Origin of the sequence: Pseudomonas sp. NFPP04 (assembly GCF_900113815.1) — a bacterium.
In the GTDB taxonomy this organism is placed as follows: Bacteria; Pseudomonadota; Gammaproteobacteria; order Pseudomonadales; family Pseudomonadaceae; genus Aquipseudomonas; species Aquipseudomonas extremorientalis.
In genome coordinates, this window is the sequence record NZ_FOQS01000011.1 from 62,891 (window position 1) to 82,738 (window position 19,848).

General features: G+C 62.5%; 20 protein-coding genes. 10 read left to right on the top strand and 10 right to left on the bottom strand.

Annotated features, from left to right (window positions below):
- The first annotated feature begins 24 nt into the window (after positions 1-24).
- On the top strand, positions 25-2,535 hold the full coding sequence (gene hrpB, locus BM017_RS21615) for an ATP-dependent helicase HrpB (protein ID WP_092248195.1): 2,511 nt from the start codon (positions 25-27) through the stop codon (positions 2,533-2,535).
- Between the two features lie 122 nt (positions 2,536-2,657).
- On the opposite strand, the gene BM017_RS21620 is transcribed toward hrpB, so the two are convergent.
- Both BM017_RS21620 and BM017_RS21625 read right to left on the bottom strand, forming a co-directional pair.
- Positions 2,658-3,746, bottom strand: a complete 1,089-nt coding sequence (locus BM017_RS21620; protein ID WP_092248198.1) for an endonuclease/exonuclease/phosphatase family protein — start codon at positions 3,744-3,746, stop codon at positions 2,658-2,660.
- A gap of 40 nt (positions 3,747-3,786) precedes the next feature.
- Positions 3,787-4,446 carry a YciC family protein gene (locus tag BM017_RS21625; protein ID WP_071490028.1) on the bottom strand — a complete coding sequence of 220 codons (660 nt, stop codon included), beginning with the start codon at positions 4,444-4,446 and terminating at the stop codon, positions 3,787-3,789.
- A gap of 175 nt (positions 4,447-4,621) precedes the next feature.
- Here BM017_RS21625 and BM017_RS21630 point away from each other — a divergent pair, with 175 nt between their 5' ends.
- The 3 genes from BM017_RS21630 to BM017_RS21640 all read left to right on the top strand — a co-directional run bounded on the left by BM017_RS21630 (position 4,622) and on the right by BM017_RS21640 (position 6,591).
- Positions 4,622-5,359, top strand: a complete 738-nt coding sequence (locus tag BM017_RS21630; protein ID WP_092248201.1) for a DUF2076 domain-containing protein — start codon at positions 4,622-4,624, stop codon at positions 5,357-5,359.
- Between the two features lie 118 nt (positions 5,360-5,477).
- Positions 5,478-5,954: a LabA-like NYN domain-containing protein gene (locus BM017_RS21635; protein WP_025858209.1), complete on the top strand. Its 477-nt coding sequence runs from the start codon at positions 5,478-5,480 to the stop codon at positions 5,952-5,954.
- A gap of 25 nt (positions 5,955-5,979) precedes the next feature.
- Positions 5,980-6,591 (top strand): 3'-5' exonuclease, encoded by a 612-nt coding sequence (locus BM017_RS21640; protein ID WP_092248204.1) that lies wholly within the window; start codon positions 5,980-5,982, stop codon positions 6,589-6,591.
- An 80-nt stretch (positions 6,592-6,671) separates the two neighbouring features.
- Here BM017_RS21640 and BM017_RS21645 read toward each other — a convergent pair whose 3' ends face one another.
- Positions 6,672-7,355 carry a cyclase family protein gene (locus tag BM017_RS21645; RefSeq protein WP_092248207.1) on the bottom strand — a complete coding sequence of 228 codons (684 nt, stop codon included), beginning with the start codon at positions 7,353-7,355 and terminating at the stop codon, positions 6,672-6,674.
- Positions 7,345-7,800 (bottom strand): Lrp/AsnC family transcriptional regulator, encoded by a 456-nt coding sequence (locus BM017_RS21650; protein WP_092248210.1) that lies wholly within the window; start codon positions 7,798-7,800, stop codon positions 7,345-7,347. Before BM017_RS21650 ends, BM017_RS21645 begins: the two co-directional genes overlap by 11 nt.
- Before the next feature lie 160 nt (positions 7,801-7,960).
- On the opposite strand from BM017_RS21650, the gene yedA reads away from it, so the two are divergent.
- Both yedA and BM017_RS21660 read left to right on the top strand, forming a co-directional pair.
- Positions 7,961-8,857, top strand: a complete 897-nt coding sequence (gene yedA / locus BM017_RS21655; protein WP_092248213.1) for a drug/metabolite exporter YedA — start codon at positions 7,961-7,963, stop codon at positions 8,855-8,857.
- A gap of 48 nt (positions 8,858-8,905) precedes the next feature.
- Entirely contained in the window at positions 8,906-10,240 is a 1,335-nt protein-coding gene (locus tag BM017_RS21660; RefSeq protein ID WP_071489925.1) for an RNA helicase RhlE1, read from the top strand.
- A gap of 121 nt (positions 10,241-10,361) precedes the next feature.
- On the opposite strand, the gene BM017_RS21665 is transcribed toward BM017_RS21660, so the two are convergent.
- Both BM017_RS21665 and BM017_RS21670 read right to left on the bottom strand, forming a co-directional pair.
- The gene (locus BM017_RS21665) at positions 10,362-11,588 is read right to left on the bottom strand and encodes a TIGR03862 family flavoprotein (protein ID WP_092248216.1); all 1,227 of its coding nucleotides are present in this window, start codon (positions 11,586-11,588) and stop codon (positions 10,362-10,364) included.
- A 166-nt stretch (positions 11,589-11,754) separates the two neighbouring features.
- Positions 11,755-12,675: a histone deacetylase family protein gene (locus tag BM017_RS21670; RefSeq protein ID WP_071489927.1), complete on the bottom strand. Its 921-nt coding sequence runs from the start codon at positions 12,673-12,675 to the stop codon at positions 11,755-11,757.
- 75 nt (positions 12,676-12,750) lie between these two features.
- Between BM017_RS21670 and BM017_RS21675 the strand changes: the two genes are divergently transcribed.
- The 3 genes from BM017_RS21675 to BM017_RS21685 are packed head-to-tail and all read left to right on the top strand — an operon-like array spanning position 12,751 to position 14,824.
- Positions 12,751-13,320, top strand: coding sequence for a GNAT family N-acetyltransferase (locus tag BM017_RS21675; protein ID WP_071489928.1), 570 nt, complete (start codon positions 12,751-12,753; stop codon positions 13,318-13,320).
- A gap of 38 nt (positions 13,321-13,358) precedes the next feature.
- Positions 13,359-14,228 (top strand): acyl-CoA thioesterase II, encoded by an 870-nt coding sequence (gene tesB, locus BM017_RS21680; RefSeq protein WP_092248219.1) that lies wholly within the window; start codon positions 13,359-13,361, stop codon positions 14,226-14,228.
- Positions 14,225-14,824, top strand: coding sequence for an HAD family hydrolase (locus BM017_RS21685; protein ID WP_092248221.1), 600 nt, complete (start codon positions 14,225-14,227; stop codon positions 14,822-14,824). Before tesB ends, BM017_RS21685 begins: the two co-directional genes overlap by 4 nt.
- A 99-nt stretch (positions 14,825-14,923) precedes the next feature.
- On the opposite strand, the gene BM017_RS21690 is transcribed toward BM017_RS21685, so the two are convergent.
- The 3 genes from BM017_RS21690 to BM017_RS21700 are packed head-to-tail and all read right to left on the bottom strand — an operon-like array spanning position 14,924 to position 17,256.
- Positions 14,924-15,898, bottom strand: a complete 975-nt coding sequence (locus BM017_RS21690; RefSeq protein WP_092248224.1) for a hypothetical protein — start codon at positions 15,896-15,898, stop codon at positions 14,924-14,926.
- The gene (locus BM017_RS21695; protein WP_092248227.1) at positions 15,899-16,786 is read right to left on the bottom strand and encodes a KPN_02809 family neutral zinc metallopeptidase; all 888 of its coding nucleotides are present in this window, start codon (positions 16,784-16,786) and stop codon (positions 15,899-15,901) included.
- Between the two features lie 53 nt (positions 16,787-16,839).
- Positions 16,840-17,256: a membrane lipoprotein lipid attachment site-containing protein gene (locus tag BM017_RS21700; protein WP_071489932.1), complete on the bottom strand. Its 417-nt coding sequence runs from the start codon at positions 17,254-17,256 to the stop codon at positions 16,840-16,842.
- A gap of 184 nt (positions 17,257-17,440) precedes the next feature.
- On the opposite strand from BM017_RS21700, the gene BM017_RS21705 reads away from it, so the two are divergent.
- Complete coding sequence (locus BM017_RS21705) at positions 17,441-18,319, top strand: DMT family transporter (RefSeq protein WP_071489933.1); 879 nt, start codon at positions 17,441-17,443, stop codon at positions 18,317-18,319.
- A 13-nt stretch (positions 18,320-18,332) separates the two neighbouring features.
- On the opposite strand, the gene BM017_RS21710 is transcribed toward BM017_RS21705, so the two are convergent.
- Complete coding sequence (locus BM017_RS21710) at positions 18,333-19,667, bottom strand: MFS transporter (RefSeq protein WP_092248230.1); 1,335 nt, start codon at positions 19,665-19,667, stop codon at positions 18,333-18,335.
- Between the last annotated feature and the right edge of the window lie 181 nt (positions 19,668-19,848).

The window sequence follows — 19,848 nt, forward strand, 5'->3', positions numbered from 1 at the left end:
TCGCCGCTCTGCTTTGGAGCCAGTATGAATTCGTTGCCGATCGATGAAGTTTTACCCGCGCTGCGTGACGCCTTGGCGAATCGCCATGAAGCCGTGCTGGAAGCACCGCCCGGCGCCGGTAAAACCACCCGTGTGCCTTTGGCGTTGTTGAACGAGCCCTGGCTGGCCGGACAGACCATCCTCATGCTCGAACCCCGCCGCCTGGCCGCCCGTGCCGCGGCCGAACGCCTGGCCAGCGAGCTGGGTGAAAAGGTCGGCGAAACGGTCGGCTATCGCATCCGCCTGGACAGCAAAGTCGGCCCTGACACCCGCATCGAAGTGGTCACCGAAGGCATCCTCACCCGCCGTCTGCAGGACGACCCGGCGCTGGACGGTGTGGGCCTGTTGATCTTCGACGAGTTCCACGAGCGCAGCCTCGACGCCGACCTGGCGCTGGCCCTGAGCCTCAACGGCCGCGAACTGTTTCGCGATGAGCAACCGCTGAAGATCCTGCTGATGTCCGCCACTCTGGAAGGCGAGCGTCTGGCCAGCCTGCTGGATGACGCGCCGATCCTGCGCAGTGAAGGCCGCATGTTCCCGGTGCAGATGCGCTGGGGCCGCCCTTATCAGCCCGGTGAATTCATCGAACCGCGGGCGGTGCAAACCATCCTCGAAGCCCTGCACGACGAAACCGGCAGCGTGCTGGTCTTCCTGCCAGGGCAGGCAGAAATTCGTCGGGTCCACCAGCAACTGGCCGACGTCCTCGGCGAGCGCCCCGATGTGCTGTTGTGTCCGCTGCATGGCGAGTTGGACCTCAACGCTCAACGCGCCGCCATCGACCCGGCGCCCGCCGGTAAACGCAAAGTCGTGCTGGCGACCAACATTGCCGAGACCAGCCTCACCATCAACGGCGTGCGCGTGGTGATCGATGCCGGGCTGGCACGCGTACCGCGTTTCGACCCGGGCAGCGGCATGACTCGCCTCGACACCCAGCGCATCTCCCGCGCCAGCGCCACCCAGCGCGCCGGTCGGGCAGGGCGCCTTGAGCCGGGCGTGTGTTATCGCCTGTGGTCCGAAGACCAGCATGAAGGCCTGGCCGCTTACGGCAGTGCGGAAATCCTCGCCGCCGACCTCGCCGGCCTGGCCCTGCAGCTGGCGCGCTGGGGCGTTACACCCAATCAATTGGTGTGGCTGGATGTGCCGCCGACCGCCGCGTATACCCAGGCCCAGGATTTGCTGGTGCGCCTCGGTGCGTTGAATGACGACACACTCACCGCCCACGGCCAGAAAATGGCCGAACTGCCGGCCCACCCGCGTATCGCCCATCTGCTGTTGCGCGGGCAGGACCTGGGGCTGGCAAGCACCGCGTGCGATGTCGCCGCGCTGTTGGGCGAGCGCGATATCTTGCGCGGCGGCGGTGCGGACTTGCACAGTCGCCTGGCGCTGCTGTCCGGTGAAGAGCGCTCGCGCGGTACGCAAGGCGGCGTGCAACGGGCCAGGCAGTTGGCCCGGCAATACCGCGGCTATTTAAGAGGGCAGGCGACTCAAGCAGTGGCCGACCCCGATCATCCGCGCTGGCTCGGCGCCTTGCTGGCACTGGCCTACCCGGACCGCGTTGCCCAGCAACGTCGCCCAGGCGGTGCCGAGTACCGCCTGGCCAACGGCCGCGCGGCGCTGTTCGCCGAGGCCGATAGCCTGATGAAACAACCCTGGCTGGTCATCGCCGACCTGGGCAGCCGCCAGGGCCAGCGTGAAGAGCGCATCTACCTGGCGGCGGATTTTGACCCGGCGCTGTTCGACACGGTGCTTGCCGAACAAGTGCGCAACGTCGATCAACTCGACTGGGACGAGCGTGAAGGCGTGCTGCGCGCCGAGCGCCAACGCAAAGTTGGTGAGTTAGTGCTCAGCCGCGAACCCCTCACCGGCCTCGATGAGTCCGCGCGCAGTCAGGCACTGGTCAACCTGGTGCGTCGCAAAGGCCTGGAACTGCTGCCGTGGACGCCGGAACTGCGCCAATGGCAGGCCCGCGTCATGCTGCTGCGTCACCTTGACGCCGGCAAAACCAGTGAATGGCCGGATATCAGCGACAGTGCCTTGCTCGCCAGCCTCGAACACTGGCTGATGCCCTACCTGGGCAAAGTGTCGCGCCTGAGCCATTTCGCCAACCTGGATATCTCCAGTTTCCTGCACAACCTGCTGCCGTGGCCGCTGCCCCAGCGTCTCGATGAACTGGCGCCGCAGCATGTGAAAGTGCCGTCGGGCTCGTCGGTGCGGCTGGACTACAGCGAACAGCCACCGATCCTCGCGGTGCGCTTGCAGGAGTTGTTCGGGCTGGCCGACACCCCGCGCATTGCCGGTGGGCGCCAGGTGGTGAAGCTGCACCTGCTGTCCCCGGCGCGACGGCCGGTGCAGGTCACCCAGGATCTGGCGAACTTCTGGCGCAGCACCTACGCCGAGGTGAAGAAGGATCTGAAGGGGCGCTATCCCAAGCATTACTGGCCGGATGATCCGTTGGTGGCCGAGGCAACGGCGCGGATCAAGCCACGCAAGTCGTAACACCACAGGGTCCAAATGTGGGAGGGGGCTTGCCCCCGATAGCGGTCTGTCAGCTAGAGAGGTATTGGCTGGCACACTGTAATCGGGGGCAAGCCCCCTCCCACATGGGTTTGTGGTGTTGGTTATGGCGCGGCCGGTAGCAGGAACCGGGCGATCACCGGCAGGTGGTTGGATATCCGCAAGGTGTCTTCCTGCCGCACTTTCGCCTCGACCCGCTTGATCCGTGGGCTGTAGAACAGGTAATCCAGCGTGCGGTCCGGCCCGTCCACGCTTGGGTCGTTAGGGAAGTGCGTCAGCCACTTCTCACGGTCGATGCCGCTGGATTGGCTGTTGCTCGGGACCATCGGGTATTTGTCCCACAGCAGATGCAGCTCGCTGTCCGGCGAATACTGCCCGCGCTTGCCGGCGTCCAGGCGCAGGAATTGGCCCAGGGGCAGCAGGTTGAAATCCCCGCCGATCAGCCAGGGCGTGCCGCGCCCTTCGAATTTATCCAGCAGCTTGACCGTGGTCTGTACTTGTTCCAATACCGCGCTGCGCCCTGGGGCGTCACCGTCCAGGCGCGTGTTGAGCACCGCCAGTTGGCCGCCGTCGCTCAGGGGCAGGTAAGTCAGCAGCAAGGCCGGCTTGGGCTGGAACTGGCGGCTGAGGATGTTGGCATCGGACGCCGGCAATTGCAGGCGTTCGGCGTGTTCGATCTGATAGCGGCTGAGTGTCGCGAGCTTGCGGCCGACGCTGCCGAAGATATGCCAATCGGGCACGAAGTCGGCTTTCCAGTCGAAGGCCTGGGCGCTGCATGGGTACAGGTCGACCAGGCGTTCCTGCAGCAGGGCCAGTTGGTCCTGATAGTGGGAAGGCTTGGCGTTTTCGTCGAGCTCCTGCAAGAGCAGGATGTCGGGTTGTTCGTCGCGGATCACCCGCGCCACTTCGTCAAGGCTGGCGGCCATGTCTTCCACGGTAGGCCGATCATCCGGGCCGCTGCCATCGGCCGTGTCGTACCAGAACACGTAGTTCTTGCCGGCCAGGTATTGCACGTTCCAGGTCATGACCTTGAGCGCCTGCCCCGGCAGCAGCGTGGGCGCACGCGGCGCAACGCAACTCACCGGCAGGGTTTCCTTGGGCTCGGGACGCCAGGTCAGGCTGTAGACCATGGCTGCAAACAGCCCCGCGATGATCAGCAGGCTCAGCAAGGTGATGCGCAATAAACGGGTCATCGGCTCGGCTTATAGCGTTTCAGAAGTGGCACGGAGCATATCACCGCGCGTCGGCATCGCCACCGATCAGCATGAATAAACGGAACAGTACCACGCTGGTAAACAGCTGCAGGAAGCTGTGGGCGCTGTCCAGTAACAGGCCCAGCAGCGGCGCGGGCTCGGGGTAGGCCGCTACGCTGGCGCCCTTGAGCAGCCACAACGGCGTCATCACACACAGCAGGCACACCAGGATCCGCCAGAAATGCCCACGGCTCAGGCGGAAACTTTCCTTCATCGCCTCCAGCGCTGGCATGCCGCGCAGCACCAGCAGGTACTCGGCAAACGCCAGCACCACCATCAGCCACAGGCCCGGCAGGAAATACAGCGACAGCCCCAGCAGGATCAGCAGTGTGCTCATGGCCGTCAGCAGGGCAAAGCGCGGCCACAGGGTCAGGGCCATGGCCCAGACATCCTTGGTGCGCGGCGACTCGCCACGGGTGCGGGCATCCAGAAAAAGTATCAAGGCCCCGGTGTACAGCGGGTACACCAGCAACCCCACCACCACGCTGTAGCCGGGGAATGCATCCTCGCCCACCACGTGATTCAGCACCTGTTGCAGCAGGGCTTCGAAAATCACCAACGGCAAGCACAACTGGACGATGGCGCCCAGGTTGCGTTGGGTGAAACGGAAGGAGTCGCGCAGCACGTCTAACGGATTCATCAAGTTCATCGCAGGCCTGAAAGCAAGGGCAACACTTTAACCGATCATCACCGGCGGTGAGCAAACGTAAACCTTGAGTAAAGACCATTGAAACAACTCGTAACACCCCCATAACTAGAGCGGCGCCTGATGACAGGCACACCACGATTTCTACCGGCAATCTAACGAGGTCGCCATGAACAGCGAAGAGCAAACCCTGATCGATGGACTGTTTTCACGGTTGCAACAAGCCGAAACGGACTCAGCCCCCCGCGACGCCCAGGCCGAAGCGCGGATCAAGGAGCACATGACGCGCCAACCGGCGGCCGGGTACTACATGACCCAGTCGATCCTGGTGCAGGAACATGCGCTCAAGAGCCTCGACGCGCAGAACAAGCAGCAGGCGCAGCACATCCAGCAATTGCAGGATGAACTGCAGAGGGCCAAATCCGCGCAGCCTGCTCCGGCGAGCAGCGGCGGTTTCCTGTCGAGCATCTTTGGCGGCGGGGGTTCCCGTGATCAGCAGCCGGCTCAAAGTGCACCCCCTTCTTCTGGTGGCGGCTGGCGCGAACCGGCGCGGCCTGGGTTCAGCCAACCTGCCCCGCAGCAGAATTATCAACAGCCTGCTCCAGCCGCTCCGGTGGGCAGCGGTTTCCTCGGCGGCGCGATGAAAACCGCAGCCGGCGTGGCCGGTGGTGTATTGCTGGCCGAAGGCATCAGCAGCCTGTTCAACCACAATTCGCAACAGCCGCAAGTCGTGGAAGAAATCATTCGTGAGGAGCCAGCGCCTGCCAGTGACAACGGCAACTGGGGCAATGATGACCAGAAGTACGCCGGCAACGACAGCTGGGGCAGCAACAATTCGGACAGCTTTGCCGACAGCGATTATTCTGACGATTCTTCCTCCTTCGGCGACGACGATTCCTTCGTCTGACCTACCTTGGCCCGGGGCGCTGCGTCGCCCCGGTCTGATTTTTCCCGGCAACCCTCTCGCGGCTGGCATACTTGCACCCTTTCCGGGCCCTGGCGCCTGGCTGTCATGAGGAAGTGCGGTGAAGAAAATTGCAGTGTTCGCCGATGTGCAAAACCTCTACTACACCGTCCGCCAGGCCTATGGTTGCCACTTCAACTACGCCGCGCTGTGGGCTGACATCAGCGCGCGCGGGCAGATCGTCGAGGCGTACGCCTATGCCATCGACCGTGGCGACAGCAAGCAGCAGCAATTCCAGCAGATCCTGCGCAACCTGGGCTTCACGGTAAAACTCAAGCCCTACATCCAGCGCAGCGACGGCTCGGCCAAGGGCGACTGGGACGTGGGCATCACCCTCGACATCATGGACGCCGCCGACCACGTCGATGAAATTGTGCTGGCCTCCGGCGACGGTGATTTCGACATGCTGCTCGACCGGGTTATCCACAAGCATGGCGTCGAGGCTGTGGCCTATGGCGTACCGGGGCTGACGGCCAATTCATTGATACGCGCCGCCAGCCGCTACGTGCCGATCGAAGGCGCTTTGTTGCTTAAATAGATCTTCAGATGGAGTTGGAACAGGTTTGGAACGTATAGCGGTCATCGACTTTGAAACCACCGGCATCACCCCGAGCAGCCGTTGCCGGGCCACGGAAATCGCGGTGGTCATCCTTGAGCGTGGCCAGATCGTGGACCGCTACCAGAGCCTGATGAAAACCGGCGTGCACGTGCCCGCGTTCATCGAACAACTCACCGGCATCAGCAACGCCATGCTGCGCAGCGCGCCGCCGGCGGAGCGGGTGATGAACGAGGTCAATGAGTTCGTCGGGACTACGCCGCTGATGGCGCACAACGCTGCGTTCGACCAGAAGTTCTGGGATTACGAATTGGGCTTGATCCGCCGCACGCGTTTGCAGAAGTTTGCGTGTTCTCTGTTATTGGCGCGACGCCTGATGCCGTCGGCGCCAAACCATAAGCTCGGCACGTTGAACGCCTTCGCTCAACTGCCCCACACCGGCCAGGCTCACCGGGCGCTGGCGGATGCGGAGATGGCGGCCAACCTCACGGCGCACCTGGCCCAGGAGCTGCGCCGTACCCACGGCTTGCGCGAACTGTCCCACGACCTGCTGTGCACCTTGCAGAAAGTGCCGGCGGCGAAGATCAATGAGCACTTGAAGAAGCATCGCGGGTTCTGACCTCGCCACACGCTCCAGAACACTGGGCTCTGAATGTGAAACTCAACATGTGGGAGCCGGGCTTGCCCGCGATGTCGTCGTCAGGGGATAAACGCTATCACCGATGCGGGTGAGCCCGAACCGCCTTCCAGTGCCAGGACGCCGATCACTAATGTGGCTCCTTTGACCGGCAGTTGGTCGAGGTTGGTCAGGCACTCCAACACAATCCCGTCCCCGGCCAGCACCGCACGATTCGTCGCAAATGCAGTGCTCTGCCCCGAATCAATCCCGTGGGTATCAATGCCTACACCGGCTACTTGGCGCTGCGACAGCAGAAATTGAATTGCCGCCTCGCCGATCCCTGGGAAATGCGAGCCTTGGGCGTCCTGGCGGAAGAACGCCGCCGGATCATTCCAAAGGTGCTGCCAGCCGGTGTACATCAGCACCACGCAGCCCGGCTCGATAAGCCCGTGCTGGTATTCCCAGTCTTGAATGTCCTGCACGCTGATTTCGTAGTCTGGCGTGCATCGGGCCCGTACGTCGATGACCACCGCATGCCGCACCAGGTCGTGGGGTTGATAGCCGTCGATGCCTATGCCATCAGCATAAAAGCTGTTCGGCGCGTTCATGTGGGTGGCGCTGTGTTCGCCCATGCTGAAACGGCGCAGGAAGTAGCCGTCTTTGCTCAACGACGCTATGTCTTCGAACACCACCGGCGGATCCCCTGGCCACAACGGAATACGCGGGCTGATTGGATGGCTGAGGCTGACGACCTTACCCACCATTTTTCACCTCCAGTTGAGCCAACGGCACCCGCCTCTCTATCGCACTCGACAAAATAATCGAGGTCTTGCTGAACCCGAACTTCGCGATCCGGTTGATCAAATTCTCCAACTCCGGCATCGACCCCACCGCCGCCTGCATGATCACGCACGGGTCGCCGGTCACCCGATGGCATTCTGTCAGCTCGGGAATTTCCGCCAGCGCGTCGTACACCTTCTGACTGCCATGATTGGTCAACCGCAGTTCAATCACGCACTGGATCGGCAACCCCACCTTGGATAAATCCACCTTGGCCTGATACCCGGTGATCACCCCGCTGGCCTCCAATTTGGCCACGCGTTCGGCCACGGCAGGGGCGGAGAGGTTTACCGTGCGGGCCAGTTGCGCGTAGGACGCGCGGCCGTCTTCGAGCAGGGCGCTGAGGAGCATGCGGTCGTATTTGTCCATGATAAGGCTCCGGTTACGCGTGACTTTCGAAAGCACGGTTTATAGCCTTCACAACCATGCTTTGAAAAGTGTAACGGCGTTTTAAACAGGTTTTGTAACTTATGTTTAACGACCTGTCTTTTTAGAATAAGCCTCCCATCTCCTGCCATAGAGCTGCCCAATGCCTGGCCCACGTCGCTTTCCCTTACCGTTGATCGCCGCTTTTTTTGCGCTGTATGTGATCTGGGGGTCCACCTATCTGGTGATTCGCATCGGCGTTGAGTACTGGCCGCCGTTGTTGCTGGCGGGGATTCGGTTTTGCACGGCGGGGGCGTTGATGTATGGCTTCCTGCGCTGGCGTGGGGTGCCGGCGCCGACGTGGCCGCAGTGGAAAGCAGCCGGGATGATTGGTCTTTTGCTGCTCACCGTGGGCAACGGCGGTGTCAGCGTGGCGGAACACATGGGGGTGTCTTCCGGCGTGGCGGCGCTGGCCGTGGCGACGGTGCCGTTGTTCACCTTGCTGTGTGGGTATTTCTGGGGCGCGCGCAACACTCGCTTGGAGTGGGCGGGGGTGATTCTGGGGATCATCGGCATCGCCATGCTCAATATGGGCAGCACGTTGCAGTCGAGCCCGATGGGTGCTGTGTTGCTGTTGGTGGCGGCGGCTTCCTGGGCGTTTGGTTCGGTGTGGAGCCGGCAATTGCCGTTGCCCCAGGGCGCGATGGCCAGTGCTGCGGAGATGCTGGTCGCCGGTGTGGCGCTGTTGTTCGTCAGCGCGCTATCCGGTGAACGCCTGCAGGCCGCGCCGCCGCTGGAAGGCTGGCTGGCCCTGGCCTATCTGACGGTATTCGGCTCGATCATCGCCTTCAATGCCTACATGTACCTGCTCAAGCACGTACGCCCGGCGGCGGCGACCAGCTATGCCTACGTCAACCCGGCGGTGGCGGTATTGCTGGGGATTGTATTCGTGGGCGAGACCATCGGGCTGGAAGAAGCCCTGGCGATGCTGGTGATCATTAGCGCCGTCCTGCTGATCAGCCTGCCCCAGTGGCGCAAGCCCAAGCCGGAAATAAGGTAAACTGCGGCGCATTGCGACCTTGCGCTGAATTTTTCCTACGGTAAACACATGACTTTCGCCACCCTTGGCCTGATCGAACCTTTGCTGCGCGCCCTTGAGACGCTTGGCTACCAGACCCCGACGCCGGTGCAGGCGCAAGCCATTCCGGCAGTGCTGGCCGGTCGCGACCTGATGGCCGCGGCCCAGACCGGCACCGGCAAGACCGCCGGTTTCGCCCTGCCGCTCCTGCAACTGCTGACGATGGAAGGGCCGAAAGTCGCCGCCAACTCGGCGCGTGCGCTGATCCTGTGCCCGACCCGCGAGCTGGCCGAGCAGGTGCACGCCAGCGTCGCCGAGTACGCCCAACACCTGCCACTCACCACCTACGCGGTGTACGGCGGCGTGAGCATCAACCCGCAGATGATGAAGCTGCGCAAGGGCGTCGACATTCTGGTCGCCACGCCCGGTCGCCTGATCGACCTGTTCCGCCAGAACGCGCTGAAGCTCAACCAACTGCAAACCCTGGTGCTCGACGAAGCCGACCGCATGCTCGACCTGGGCTTCTCGGAAGAGCTGGCGAACATCTACCGCATGCTGCCGAAAAAGCGCCAGACCCTGCTGTTCTCCGCGACCTTCTCCGATGACATCCGCCTGCTGGCCGGGCAGATGCTCAACGACCCGCTGAGCATCGAAGTCAGCCCGCGCAACGTTGCTGCCAACACCGTGAAGCAATGGATCGTGCCGGTGGACAAGAAGCGCAAGCCGGAGCTGTTTGTGCACCTGATGCGCAAAGGCCGCTGGAAGCAGGTGCTGGTGTTCGCCAAGACCCGTAACGGCGTGGATGCGCTGGTGGATAAGTTGCAGGGCCTGGGCATCAATGCCGACGGCATCCATGGCGACAAGCCTCAAGCGACCCGCCAACGTGCGCTGGACCGTTTCAAATCCAGTGAAGTGCAGATCCTGGTAGCCACTGATGTGGCAGCCCGTGGCCTGGACATCGAAGATTTGCCGCTGGTGGTCAACTTTGACTTGCCGATCGTGGCTGAAGACTACATCCACCGAATCGGCCGTACCGGGCGTGCGGGCAATACCGGTGAGGCGATTTCCCTGGTGTGTGCCGATGAAGTGAACATGCTGTCGGCCATCGAGATGCTCACGCGTCAGACCCTGACCCGCAAGATGGAGCCGGACTTCGAACCGGAGCACCGCGTGCCGGACACCGACGCCAGCGGGCAGGTGGTAAAGAAGCCGAAGAAACCGAAGAAGCCTAAAACGTCCGGTGGTGGCGGTAAGCGCAACCTGGGCAAGTGGGTGGACAGCGGTGAAGTGACGCCGGCGGAGCCTTCGATCAAGCCGGTGCGCAAGGTGCCCGTTTTTAATACCGGGCCGCGCAAGAAGAAGTAAGTTCTTCAGCGCGGCTGATGGCCTCATCGGGGGCAAGCCCCCTCCCACACTTTGATTTGTGAATACAGTCAAATGTGGGAGGGGGCTTGCCCCCGATGGCGGCTTTGAATTCACCGCAATCTCAGCGATTGAGCCACTCCAACATCCCCCGCCCAGCCGCCCGGCCGCTGGCAAAACACCCCGTCAGCAAATACCCCCCGGTCGGCGCTTCCCAATCCAGCATCTCCCCCGCACAAAACACTCCCGGCAACTGCTTGAGCATCAAGCGCTCATCCAGCGCCTCAAACGGCACGCCGCCTGCGGTGCTGATGGCCTCATCCATCGGCCGTGTCTTCACCAGCGTCAATGGCAGCGCCTTGATCGCCACCGCCAACTTCGCCGGATCGTTGAAGTGCTCAGCCGGCGCCAACTCACGCAGCAGTGCCGCTTTGACCCCCTCCAACCCCAACTGACTGTGCAGGTGTTTGCTCATCGAGCGCGAACCACGCGGCTTGGCCAGGGCAGCCAGGACCTTGTCCAGCGGCTTGCTCGGCAACAGGTCGATATGCACGGTGGCCGAGCCGTCCCTGTTGATCGCTTCGCGAATCGGCGCGGCCAGCGCGTAGATCAAGCTGCCTTCGATGCCGGTAGCGGTGATCACGCATTCGCCCAGCCGAGGCTTGTCGTCCCCCAGCCCGATGGCGACGTTTTTCAACGGCGCGCCAGCGAATTTGCTGACCATCAATTCGCTCCAGGCCGACACCTCGAAACCGCAGTTGCTCGGTTGCAGCGGGGCGCAGGGCACGCCGCGATCCGCCAGCAACGGGAGCCACGCACCGTCCGAGCCCAGGCGCGACCAGCTGCCGCCGCCCAGCGCCAGCAGCACGGCATCGCTGCGGACCGTTTTTTCGCCTTCGGGGCTGTGGATAAGTAAGTCGCCCTCGGCATTCCAGCCTACCCAACGATGCCGGGTGTGGATAACCACGCCCTGGTCGCGCAGACGCTTGAGCCAGGCGCGCAGCAGCGGGGCGGCTTTCATATCTGTAGGAAACACTCGGCCCGAGCTGCCGACAAAGGTCTCGATCCCCAAGCCATGAATCCACTCGCACAACGCCTCGGCCCCAAAACTACGCAGCAGTGGCGCCATGTGCGGCGCACGTTCGGCATAGCGCGACAGAAACGCCGGGTACGCCTCGGAGTGGGTGATGTTCATGCCGCCCACACCGGCCAGCAGGAACTTGCGCCCCACGGACGGCATGCCGTCGTACAGGTCCACCCGTACGCCCGCCTGGCTCAGGACTTCGGCGGCCATCAATCCGGCAGGGCCGCCGCCAATGATGATGACGTGTGGGGGAGGGGTATCGGGCATGGGCTGCGCTCGCATAAATTAGCCGAGCATTCTACCCGACGAGAGTGAAAACGCCTGATCAAAAAACGTACAGCTTCCTACAGGCCTTATGGTTAGTAGCTCTCACACGCTTACACTCAAGTTATCCACAGGTGGTTCCACAGGCATTGTGGGTAACGCCCACAGTTCAGTGACAACCTGATGACGTCCATACCCGTTGCGCACTGTGGTGCAGAATACCGTGGCGGCGGGCCAGGGCCGGGCGGTCCTTGCTGTAGCCGCCGCCGATCACGCCCATCACCGGGATGTCGCGGCCCAGGCAATGGCGCATCACGCTTTCGTCGCGGGCGGCGACGCCTTGGTCTGTCAGCTTGAGGTAACCGAGGGCGTCGTCCTTGTGCACATCGACGCCGGCGTCGTACAGCACCAGGTCCGGCTGGTAGAGCGGCAGCAGGTAGTTGAGCGCGTCGTCCACCACCTTGAGGTAATCGGCGTCGCCCATGCCCATCGGCAGAGGGATGTCCCAGTCACTCTGGGCCTTGCGCGCGGGGAAGTTCTTTTCGCAGTGCAGCGATACGGTGATGGCGTCCGGCGTGTCGTGGAGGATGCGTGCCGTGCCATCGCCCTGGTGCACGTCGCAATCGAAGATCAGCACGCGGTTGACCCGGCCACTGGCAAGCAGGTAATGGCTGATCACCGCCAGGTCATTGAAGATGCAGAAGCCCGCCGGGTAATCGTAGTGAGCGTGGTGGGTGCCGCCTGCAAGGTGGCAGGCCAGGCCGTGTTCCAGTGCTTGCTCCGCTGCCAGGATGGAGCCACCGACCGCGCGCACGGTGCGCCGGGCCAGGGCTTCGTTCCAGGGCAGGCCGAGGCGACGTTGGTCCTCGCGGGACAACTCGCCGCCCATGTAGCGTTCGATATACCCAGCGTCATGGGCCAGGGCCAGAATCTCTGGCGGGCACAGCTGCGGGCGCAGCAGTTGGCTGTCCTCGGTCAGTCCGGTGGACACCAGGTGGTCGCGCAGCAGGCGGAACTTGTCCATGGGGAACCGGTGGTCCGCCGGGAACTCGGGGCTGTAGTCATCGTGGTAGATCAATGGCAGAGGCATGGGATTTTCTGACGGGAACCTGCGACGCATCTTACCCGCGTTGTACACTCACGCACATGGCAAGGGAGGGGACCCATGGAGCCGATACTCGAATTGGAAAGCGCACGCCTTTTGTTGCGCCAATGGCGCGACAGCGACCTGCCGGACTTTGCGCGCATGTGCGCCGACCCGCAGGTGATGCGTTATTTCCCGGCCACACTGAGCCACCTGGAAAGCGCCGCGTTGATCGGGCGGATTCGTGGCCACTTCGCCGAATACGGCTTTGGCCTGTGGGCGTTGCAACGCAAGGACACGGGGGAATTCATCGGTCTCACCGGGTTGCTGAATGTCAGCTTCGATGCCGACTTTACCCCGGCGGTGGAAATCGGCTGGCGCCTGGCTCGCGAACACTGGGGCCTGGGCTATGCCAGCGAGGCCGCGTGGACCGCATTGCGCTGTGGTTTTGATCGTCTGAACCTGGACGAGATTGTCGCCTTCACCACCGAATCCAATCTGCCATCACAAAAAGTCATGCAGGCCATCGGTATGCATTACGATCCCCAGGCAGATTTTGAACACCCCAAGGTCGCAGCCGATGACCCGCTGCGCCATCATGTTTTGTACCGCATCACCCGCGCCCAATGGTTGGACACGCTGCACGGATAGGCAGCCCGGAATGCCCGATAGATTTTAGGAGTTGCTCTATGAGCCAAGTATTGGAAGATCTGGTGGACCTGCTGACCCTGGAGCCGATCGAGGAAAACCTCTTTCGTGGCCGCAGCCAGGACCTGGGTTTTCGCCAACTGTTCGGCGGCCAGGTGCTCGGCCAGTCGCTGTCGGCGGCCAGCCAGACCGTAGAAGAAGCGCGGCATGTGCATTCGCTGCACGGTTACTTCCTGCGCCCCGGCGACGCGAAATTACCGGTGGTGTACTCGGTGGACCGCGTGCGGGATGGCGGCAGTTTCAGCACGCGTCGCGTGACCGCGATCCAGAAGGGCCACCCGATCTTCACCTGCAGTGCATCCTTCCAATATGACGAAGAAGGTTTTGCGCATCAGAGCACCATGCCGGTGGTAGTCGGCCCGGAAAACCTGCCGTCAGAGCTGGAACTGACCCAGCAACGCGCGCACCTGATCCCCGAGCACATGCGCGACAAGCTGCTGTGCCCCAAGCCGATCGAAGTGCGCCCGGTCACCGAGAAAGACCCGTTCAACCCGCAACCGTCCGACCCGGTCAAGTACGTGTGGTTCCGCGCCGACGGCGCCCTGGCCGATGCACCGGCGCTGCACAAATACCTGCTGGCCTACGCCTCGGACTTCGGCCTGCTGACCACTTCGCTGCTGCCCCACGGCAAAACCGTGTGGCAGAAAGACATGCAGGTCGCCAGCCTCGATCACGCGCTGTGGTTCCACGCCGACCTGCGTGCCGATGACTGGTTGCTCTACGCCATGGACAGCCCGTGGGCCGGCAATTCCAGGGGGTTCTCCCGAGGCAGCGTGTACAACCGCGCCGGGCAACTGGTGGCCTCGGTCACCCAGGAAGGCCTGATTCGCCATCGCAAGGATTGGGCATGAGCCTGACAGAGGTTAAACATTGGGTGTTCGACATGGACGGCACCCTGACGGTGGCCGTGCATGATTTCGCGGCCATTCGCGTGGCCCTGGAGATTCCACCTGAAGACGACATCCTCACGCACCTGGCGGCGTTGCCGAAGGAGGTTGCGGCGGCCAAGCATGCCTGGTTGCTGGAGCACGAGCGTGAGCTGGCGTTGGAGTCGGTGGCCGCCGAAGGCGCGGTAGAACTGGTGCGCGAACTGGCCGGGCGTGGCTATCGCCTGGGTATCCTGACGCGCAATGCTCGGGAGCTGGCGCATATCACCCTGGACGCGATTGGCCTGGCGGACTGTTTTGCCATGGAGGACGTACTGGGGCGTGACGATGCGCAACCGAAGCCGGATCCGGACGGCCTGCTGAAACTCGCGGCGGCGTGGGATGTGGCGCCAAGCGAGATGGTGATGGTCGGTGATTACCGCTTTGACCTGGACTGCGGCCGGGCGGCGGGGACGCGAACGGTGTTGGTGAATCTGCCGGAGAACCCGTGGCCGGAGTTGGCGGATTGGCATGCATCGGACTGCGCGGTGCTGCACCAGATGATCCAGCCCAGACAATAGAGATCAACTGTGGGAGGGGGCTTGCCCCCGATAGCGGTGTATAAATCAGCACATGTGTAGTTGGCAGACCGCAATCGGGGGCAAGCCCCCTCCCACAGGTTATGGCGTGAACAGTACTTTCTGGCCCTCGGGCGACGTAAACATCCCATCCCCGTTATGCCCCACTCCCGGCACTTCCACCAGCGTGTGACTCAACTGCGGGTGCCGCTGCTTGAGGTAGTCAAAATAGTTGTGCCCACGAATCAGGCGATACGCGCCCTGGGTTTCGGCGGCGCAGCTTTTGTCCAGCGCCGGGTGGTTCGGGTCGGTGTCCTGTTGGCCCAGCAGGTAGGTGATATTGCGTGACACGTAAGCCTGCTCCAGCTGTTGGGCGCTATGGCCCTTGGCGTAGTCGGGCAGGTTGTGCAGGCCGTACTTCCAGTCGTTGAAGCCTGGGCAACTCGCCGTGTCGAACTTCACTGGGCGTTGTGGGGTGAAGTAGGCGTAGGACGAAGGGTTGGCCACCACGTAACGCAGGCTGATGCCTTCGGTTTGCAGCAGCGGATGGTCGTGCCCGGTGAGGGCGAAGCGCTGCACCACCTGGCCGCCACCGGAGTGGCCGGCCACGACGATTTCCTTCAGCGCCGGGAACAGCGTGCGGTTGCCCAGGTGCTTGATGATCTGGTCGAGGACGCCGTAGGAACTGATGTGTCCCGGACCGGTGGAGGGTTCGCCGGCCATCCAGTCATTGCCGTTCCAGCGCAGTACCTGATTGTCCAAGTGGTTGCGCTTGACGTCGGACGCATTCAGAAACTGCGGCGCAATCACCAGTGTGTTGGCGCTCTGGCCTGCGTGCTCGGCGGCGTCTTCGGCGCTTTGCAGGTAGGTTTGCGCATTGCGCAGGCGGCCGTGCACGATGATCAATGCGCGGGTGACCTGGGGCAGTGGCTGGCGCCAATCCTGGCTCAAACCGAAGCTGAGATCGCCGGCCTCCAGGTGGAAACGATGGGGGCTGACGTCCTTGACGCCGTGTTCGGCGGCCCAGGTTGAACACGTGACTAACAAGCCCAGCAGCCATCCCAATCGTTTATTCATTTAAAGACTCTTGGCGGTAAACGTGTCGCATTGAGTGATCTGGCCCTGGGCGAAGCCGGTCTTGAACCAGCGAACCCGCTGTGCCGAGGTGCCGTGGGTAAACGAGTCCGGCACAACACGCCCCTGACCCTGTTGCTGCAAGCGGTCATCGCCAATGGCGTTGGCCGCGTTCAGTGCTTCTTCGATATCGCCGGGTTCCAGCCAGTTGAGGCGCTTTTGCGCACGGTTGGCCCAGACCCCGGCGAAGCAGTCGGCCTGCAGTTCCTGGCGCACCAGCAGGCCGCCATCACCTTGCATCGGCCGACCCTGCTGGCGTGCGGCCTGGATTTTCGACGAGATGCCCAGCAAGGTCTGCACGTGATGCCCGACTTCGTGGGCGATCACGTAGGCCTGGGCGAAATCACCGGCGGCCTGGAAGCGCTGCGACATTTCCCGGAAGAAATCCAGGTCCAGGTACACCTGCTGGTCAGCCGGGCAATAGAACGGGCCGCTGGCCGAGGTGGCTCCCCCGCAGGCGGAATTGACCCGGCCACGGAACAGAATCAGTTTCGGATTCTTGTAGGCCAGGCCGTTTTCCTGGAACACCTGGCCCCAGGTGTCTTCGGTATCGCCCAGCACGGCGCGGACAAAGTCTGCTTGCTCATCGTTGGCCGGCGGCGCCTGACGTGTCTGCGTACTCACCGAGGGTGCCTGTTCCATCTGGCCGGTCAGTTGGCCGAGGATCTGCAACGGGTCCTGGCCGGTCAACCAGCCGATGCCGACAATCAGCACGATGGCCGTGAGGCTCAGGCCCTTGCCGCCCCCAAAGCGCATACCGCCCCCACCACCGCCGCTGTCATCGCGGGCGTCGACCACGTTGTCGCTGCGTCGGCCTTTTTTCCATAGCATGGGGCAATCCTCTTGGTGAACGGTCCTACATTAATTGGGGAAGAGTATGGCCGTTAATCGCGGCAATAGCCTTCGCCGGTATCGACAATCAGGCAATCCTTTTTATCCGCCAACCATTTCAAACCGGTGGCTTCGCCGTCGCCGGCGCTCAATTGCTGGGGGCCGTCCGGGCGGGTAAAGGCGATGCCGTCTTCGTTGGCTTCACCTTTGAAGGTGCCGGAGTCGTCGTCATCAAGGCCATATTTCATGGTCAGAATGTAGTGACCACGGCCAATACTGTCGTCCTTGGCGATGGTGAGGTAGAGGCCTTCTACGCCGATCCACTTGCCGAGCCATTTGTCGGTGGGCGGCGTTGCCGGCACCAGGGTGGCCTGCACGGACGCCGGTGCCGGCTTGGGGGCTGGCTGCTCTTGCTGGTTGCACGCGGTGAGCAGGGCAAGGGCAGACAGGACAAAGAGGATTTTTTTCATAGCAGCAAGGCCTTGATTAAAAAGTGTGCAACACGGCGGTCAACGTGCAGCGTTGGACTCGAATCCCGTGATTTAGTGCGCTGTTCGCACGGTGTTTGGTTATGCTCTAGGGGCAGACGCAGGCCCGGCTGCTAGATTACCGGGTTGAGTGCCACGCGTTCAGCTCGCCACGCAAGAGAATTCCATGACTGTCAGCACCCCCCTTTCCGGCGTCAACCACCCCTTCAAAGGCATTTTGCTGATTGTACTGGCGACGTTCCTGTTCTCCAGCCACGACGCCTTGTCCAAATACCTGGCCGGGTTCTATCCGATCGTGATGGTGGTGTGGGCGCGTTACCTGGTGCACACCCTCTTGATGGCCGGCATCTTCCTGCCGCAATCGGGCTTGCGCGTGCTGCGCAGCAAGCGGCCGGGGATGCAGGTGGTGCGGGCGCTGTGCCTGTTGGGCACCAGCCTGTTTTTCACCTCGGCGCTGCACTTCATCCCTCTGGCGGAAGCCACGGCGGTGAACTTCCTTGCACCGATCCTGGTAACGGCGCTCTCGGTGCCGCTGCTCGGCGAACATGTGACGCGTGGCCAGTGGCTGGCGGTGATCTGCGGGTTTGTCGGGGTGCTGGTCATCATCCACCCGGGCGGCGAACTGTTCACCCCGGCGGTCTTGTTGCCCCTGTGTTCGGCGCTGTTCTTCTGCTTCTACCAACTGCTCACGCGCATTCTCAGCCAATACGACACGCCCACCACCAGCAACTTCTTCGCCGGCCTGTGCAATACCTTGGTGATGAGTGCGATGGTGCCGTTTTTCTGGCAAGTGCCGACGCTGTGGCACGGCGTGTTGATGCTGGCCCTGGGCACCTGCGGGATGACCGCGCATTTGATGCTGACCCAGGCGTTCCGCTTCGCGGCACCGGCCTTGCTGGCGCCGTTTGGCTATTGCCAGATCGTGTTCGCGGGGTTGTTGGGCTGGCTGGTGTTCAACCACACCCCGGACCTGACCACGGTGGTCGGTATCGGGGTGATCTGCATGAGTGGGCTGGCCGCTGCCTGGCAGCAGCGGCGCCGGTAGCTGAGACGGTAGATCAAACGTCCACGGTAGGGATCTTGCGCGGCGCCATGAAGTACATCCAGGTCAGCGCAATGAAGTACATCGCCGGGATCAGGGTGAACAACACGGTGTAGTTGTTGTTAGTGACCGTCAGGATGTGGCCGACGATCTGGGTCATGAACATGCCGCCGATGGCCGCGCACATGCCACCAAAACCGAACACCGTGCTCATCATGTGCTTGGGTGTGTAGTCCATCACCAGGCTCCAGATGTTGGCGGTCCAGGCCTGGTGTGCGCCAATCGCCAGGGAGATGGCAAACACCGCGACCCACAGCTGGCTGGAACCGGCGGCCATGATCACGCCGACGATGCAGCAGGCAAACAGCAGCATCGACAGCAGCCGCGCCTTGATCGAGTTCATGCCTCGGCCGATCAGGAACGACGACAGAATCCCACCCCCCACGCTGCCGAAGTCGGCGGTCAGGTAGATGATGATCAGCGGGATACCCATCTGGGTCACGTTGATGCCCAGGTTGTATTGCTGGTTCAGGAACGGCGGCAGCCAGTACAGGTAGAACCAGAACACCGGCGCGGTCATCGAGTAGGCGAGGGCGAAGGCCCAGGTGCCACGCATGCGCAGGATGCGGCTGAAGGGCACGCGGGGTTGTTCCGGTTCGACTTCCTGTTGCACGTAGTCCAGTTCGGATTGTTTGACGGTGGGGTGGTCTTCCGGGTTGAAGTACTTCAAGCCCCAGAACAGCAGCCAGATCCCGCCGAGCGCCGACATGCACAGGAACGCCGCCTGCCAGCCCCACACGTGCAGGATCAACGGCAGCAGCATCGGCGTCATCATCGCACCCACGTTGGTGCCGGCGTTGAAGATACCGGTGGCCACTGCCCGTTCACCGGCCGGGAACCACAGGCGCGTGGTCTTGACGCAGGCCGGGTAGTTGGCGGCTTCGGTCAGCCCGAGAATGAAACGACAGACCATGAAGCCCACCGCCGAGGTGGCCAGGCCGTGGGCGCCGGTGGCCAGGCTCCACAACAGGACCGCGCAGAAGAACACGCGTTTCACACCGACCCGGTCGATCAAGCGGCCCTGCAGCACAAAGCCGATGGCATAGCCGACCTGGAACCAGAAGTTGATGTTGGCGTAGTCCATCGCCGTCCAGCTCATCTCCTTGGCGAGGATAGGCTGCATCACGCCCAATGCGGCGCGGTCGATGTAGTTGAGGGTGGTGGCGAAGAACACCAGGGCCAACATGCCCCAGCGCGTTTTGCCCACGGCCAGGGCGCCGCGGATCTTGTCGCCGATGCCGGCGTGCGGTGTGCCCGGGCGGTCGGCCAGGACGGAGTTTTGCAGAGGCATGAGGTCGTACCCGTTTTTTGAAATTTTTATGGTGTGTTCTGGGTCTTGTTACTGAATCGATGGTGCGCAGCGGCTAAAAAATCGTCAATTCGCCAAAACGGCTTTGTGTTCGATAATCGCACCAAAAACTAACCGGTTCGTACATTTTAATTGCTGTGAACAGTTTAGCGGCCAATAATTT

Bases quoted from the DNA above. Each gene is read 5' to 3' on its own strand.
- hrpB (WP_092248195.1), top strand. From the start codon at position 25: ATGAATTCGTTGCCGATCGATGAAGTTTTACCCGCGCTGCGTGACGCC.
- BM017_RS21620 (WP_092248198.1), bottom strand. From the start codon at position 3,746: ATGACCCGTTTATTGCGCATCACCTTGCTGAGCCTGCTGATCATCGCG.
- BM017_RS21625 (WP_071490028.1), bottom strand. From the start codon at position 4,446: ATGAATCCGTTAGACGTGCTGCGCGACTCCTTCCGTTTCACCCAACGC.
- BM017_RS21630 (WP_092248201.1), top strand. From the start codon at position 4,622: ATGAACAGCGAAGAGCAAACCCTGATCGATGGACTGTTTTCACGGTTG.
- BM017_RS21645 (WP_092248207.1), bottom strand. From the start codon at position 7,355: ATGGTGGGTAAGGTCGTCAGCCTCAGCCATCCAATCAGCCCGCGTATT.
- BM017_RS21650 (WP_092248210.1), bottom strand. From the start codon at position 7,800: ATGGACAAATACGACCGCATGCTCCTCAGCGCCCTGCTCGAAGACGGC.
- yedA (WP_092248213.1), top strand. From the start codon at position 7,961: ATGCCTGGCCCACGTCGCTTTCCCTTACCGTTGATCGCCGCTTTTTTT.
- BM017_RS21660 (WP_071489925.1), top strand. From the start codon at position 8,906: ATGACTTTCGCCACCCTTGGCCTGATCGAACCTTTGCTGCGCGCCCTT.
- BM017_RS21665 (WP_092248216.1), bottom strand. From the start codon at position 11,588: ATGCCCGATACCCCTCCCCCACACGTCATCATCATTGGCGGCGGCCCT.
- BM017_RS21670 (WP_071489927.1), bottom strand. From the start codon at position 12,675: ATGCCTCTGCCATTGATCTACCACGATGACTACAGCCCCGAGTTCCCG.
- BM017_RS21675 (WP_071489928.1), top strand. From the start codon at position 12,751: ATGGAGCCGATACTCGAATTGGAAAGCGCACGCCTTTTGTTGCGCCAA.
- tesB (WP_092248219.1), top strand. From the start codon at position 13,359: ATGAGCCAAGTATTGGAAGATCTGGTGGACCTGCTGACCCTGGAGCCG.
- BM017_RS21685 (WP_092248221.1), top strand. From the start codon at position 14,225: ATGAGCCTGACAGAGGTTAAACATTGGGTGTTCGACATGGACGGCACC.
- BM017_RS21690 (WP_092248224.1), bottom strand. From the start codon at position 15,898: ATGAATAAACGATTGGGATGGCTGCTGGGCTTGTTAGTCACGTGTTCA.
- BM017_RS21695 (WP_092248227.1), bottom strand. From the start codon at position 16,786: ATGCTATGGAAAAAAGGCCGACGCAGCGACAACGTGGTCGACGCCCGC.
- BM017_RS21700 (WP_071489932.1), bottom strand. From the start codon at position 17,256: ATGAAAAAAATCCTCTTTGTCCTGTCTGCCCTTGCCCTGCTCACCGCG.
- BM017_RS21705 (WP_071489933.1), top strand. From the start codon at position 17,441: ATGACTGTCAGCACCCCCCTTTCCGGCGTCAACCACCCCTTCAAAGGC.
- BM017_RS21710 (WP_092248230.1), bottom strand. From the start codon at position 19,667: ATGCCTCTGCAAAACTCCGTCCTGGCCGACCGCCCGGGCACACCGCAC.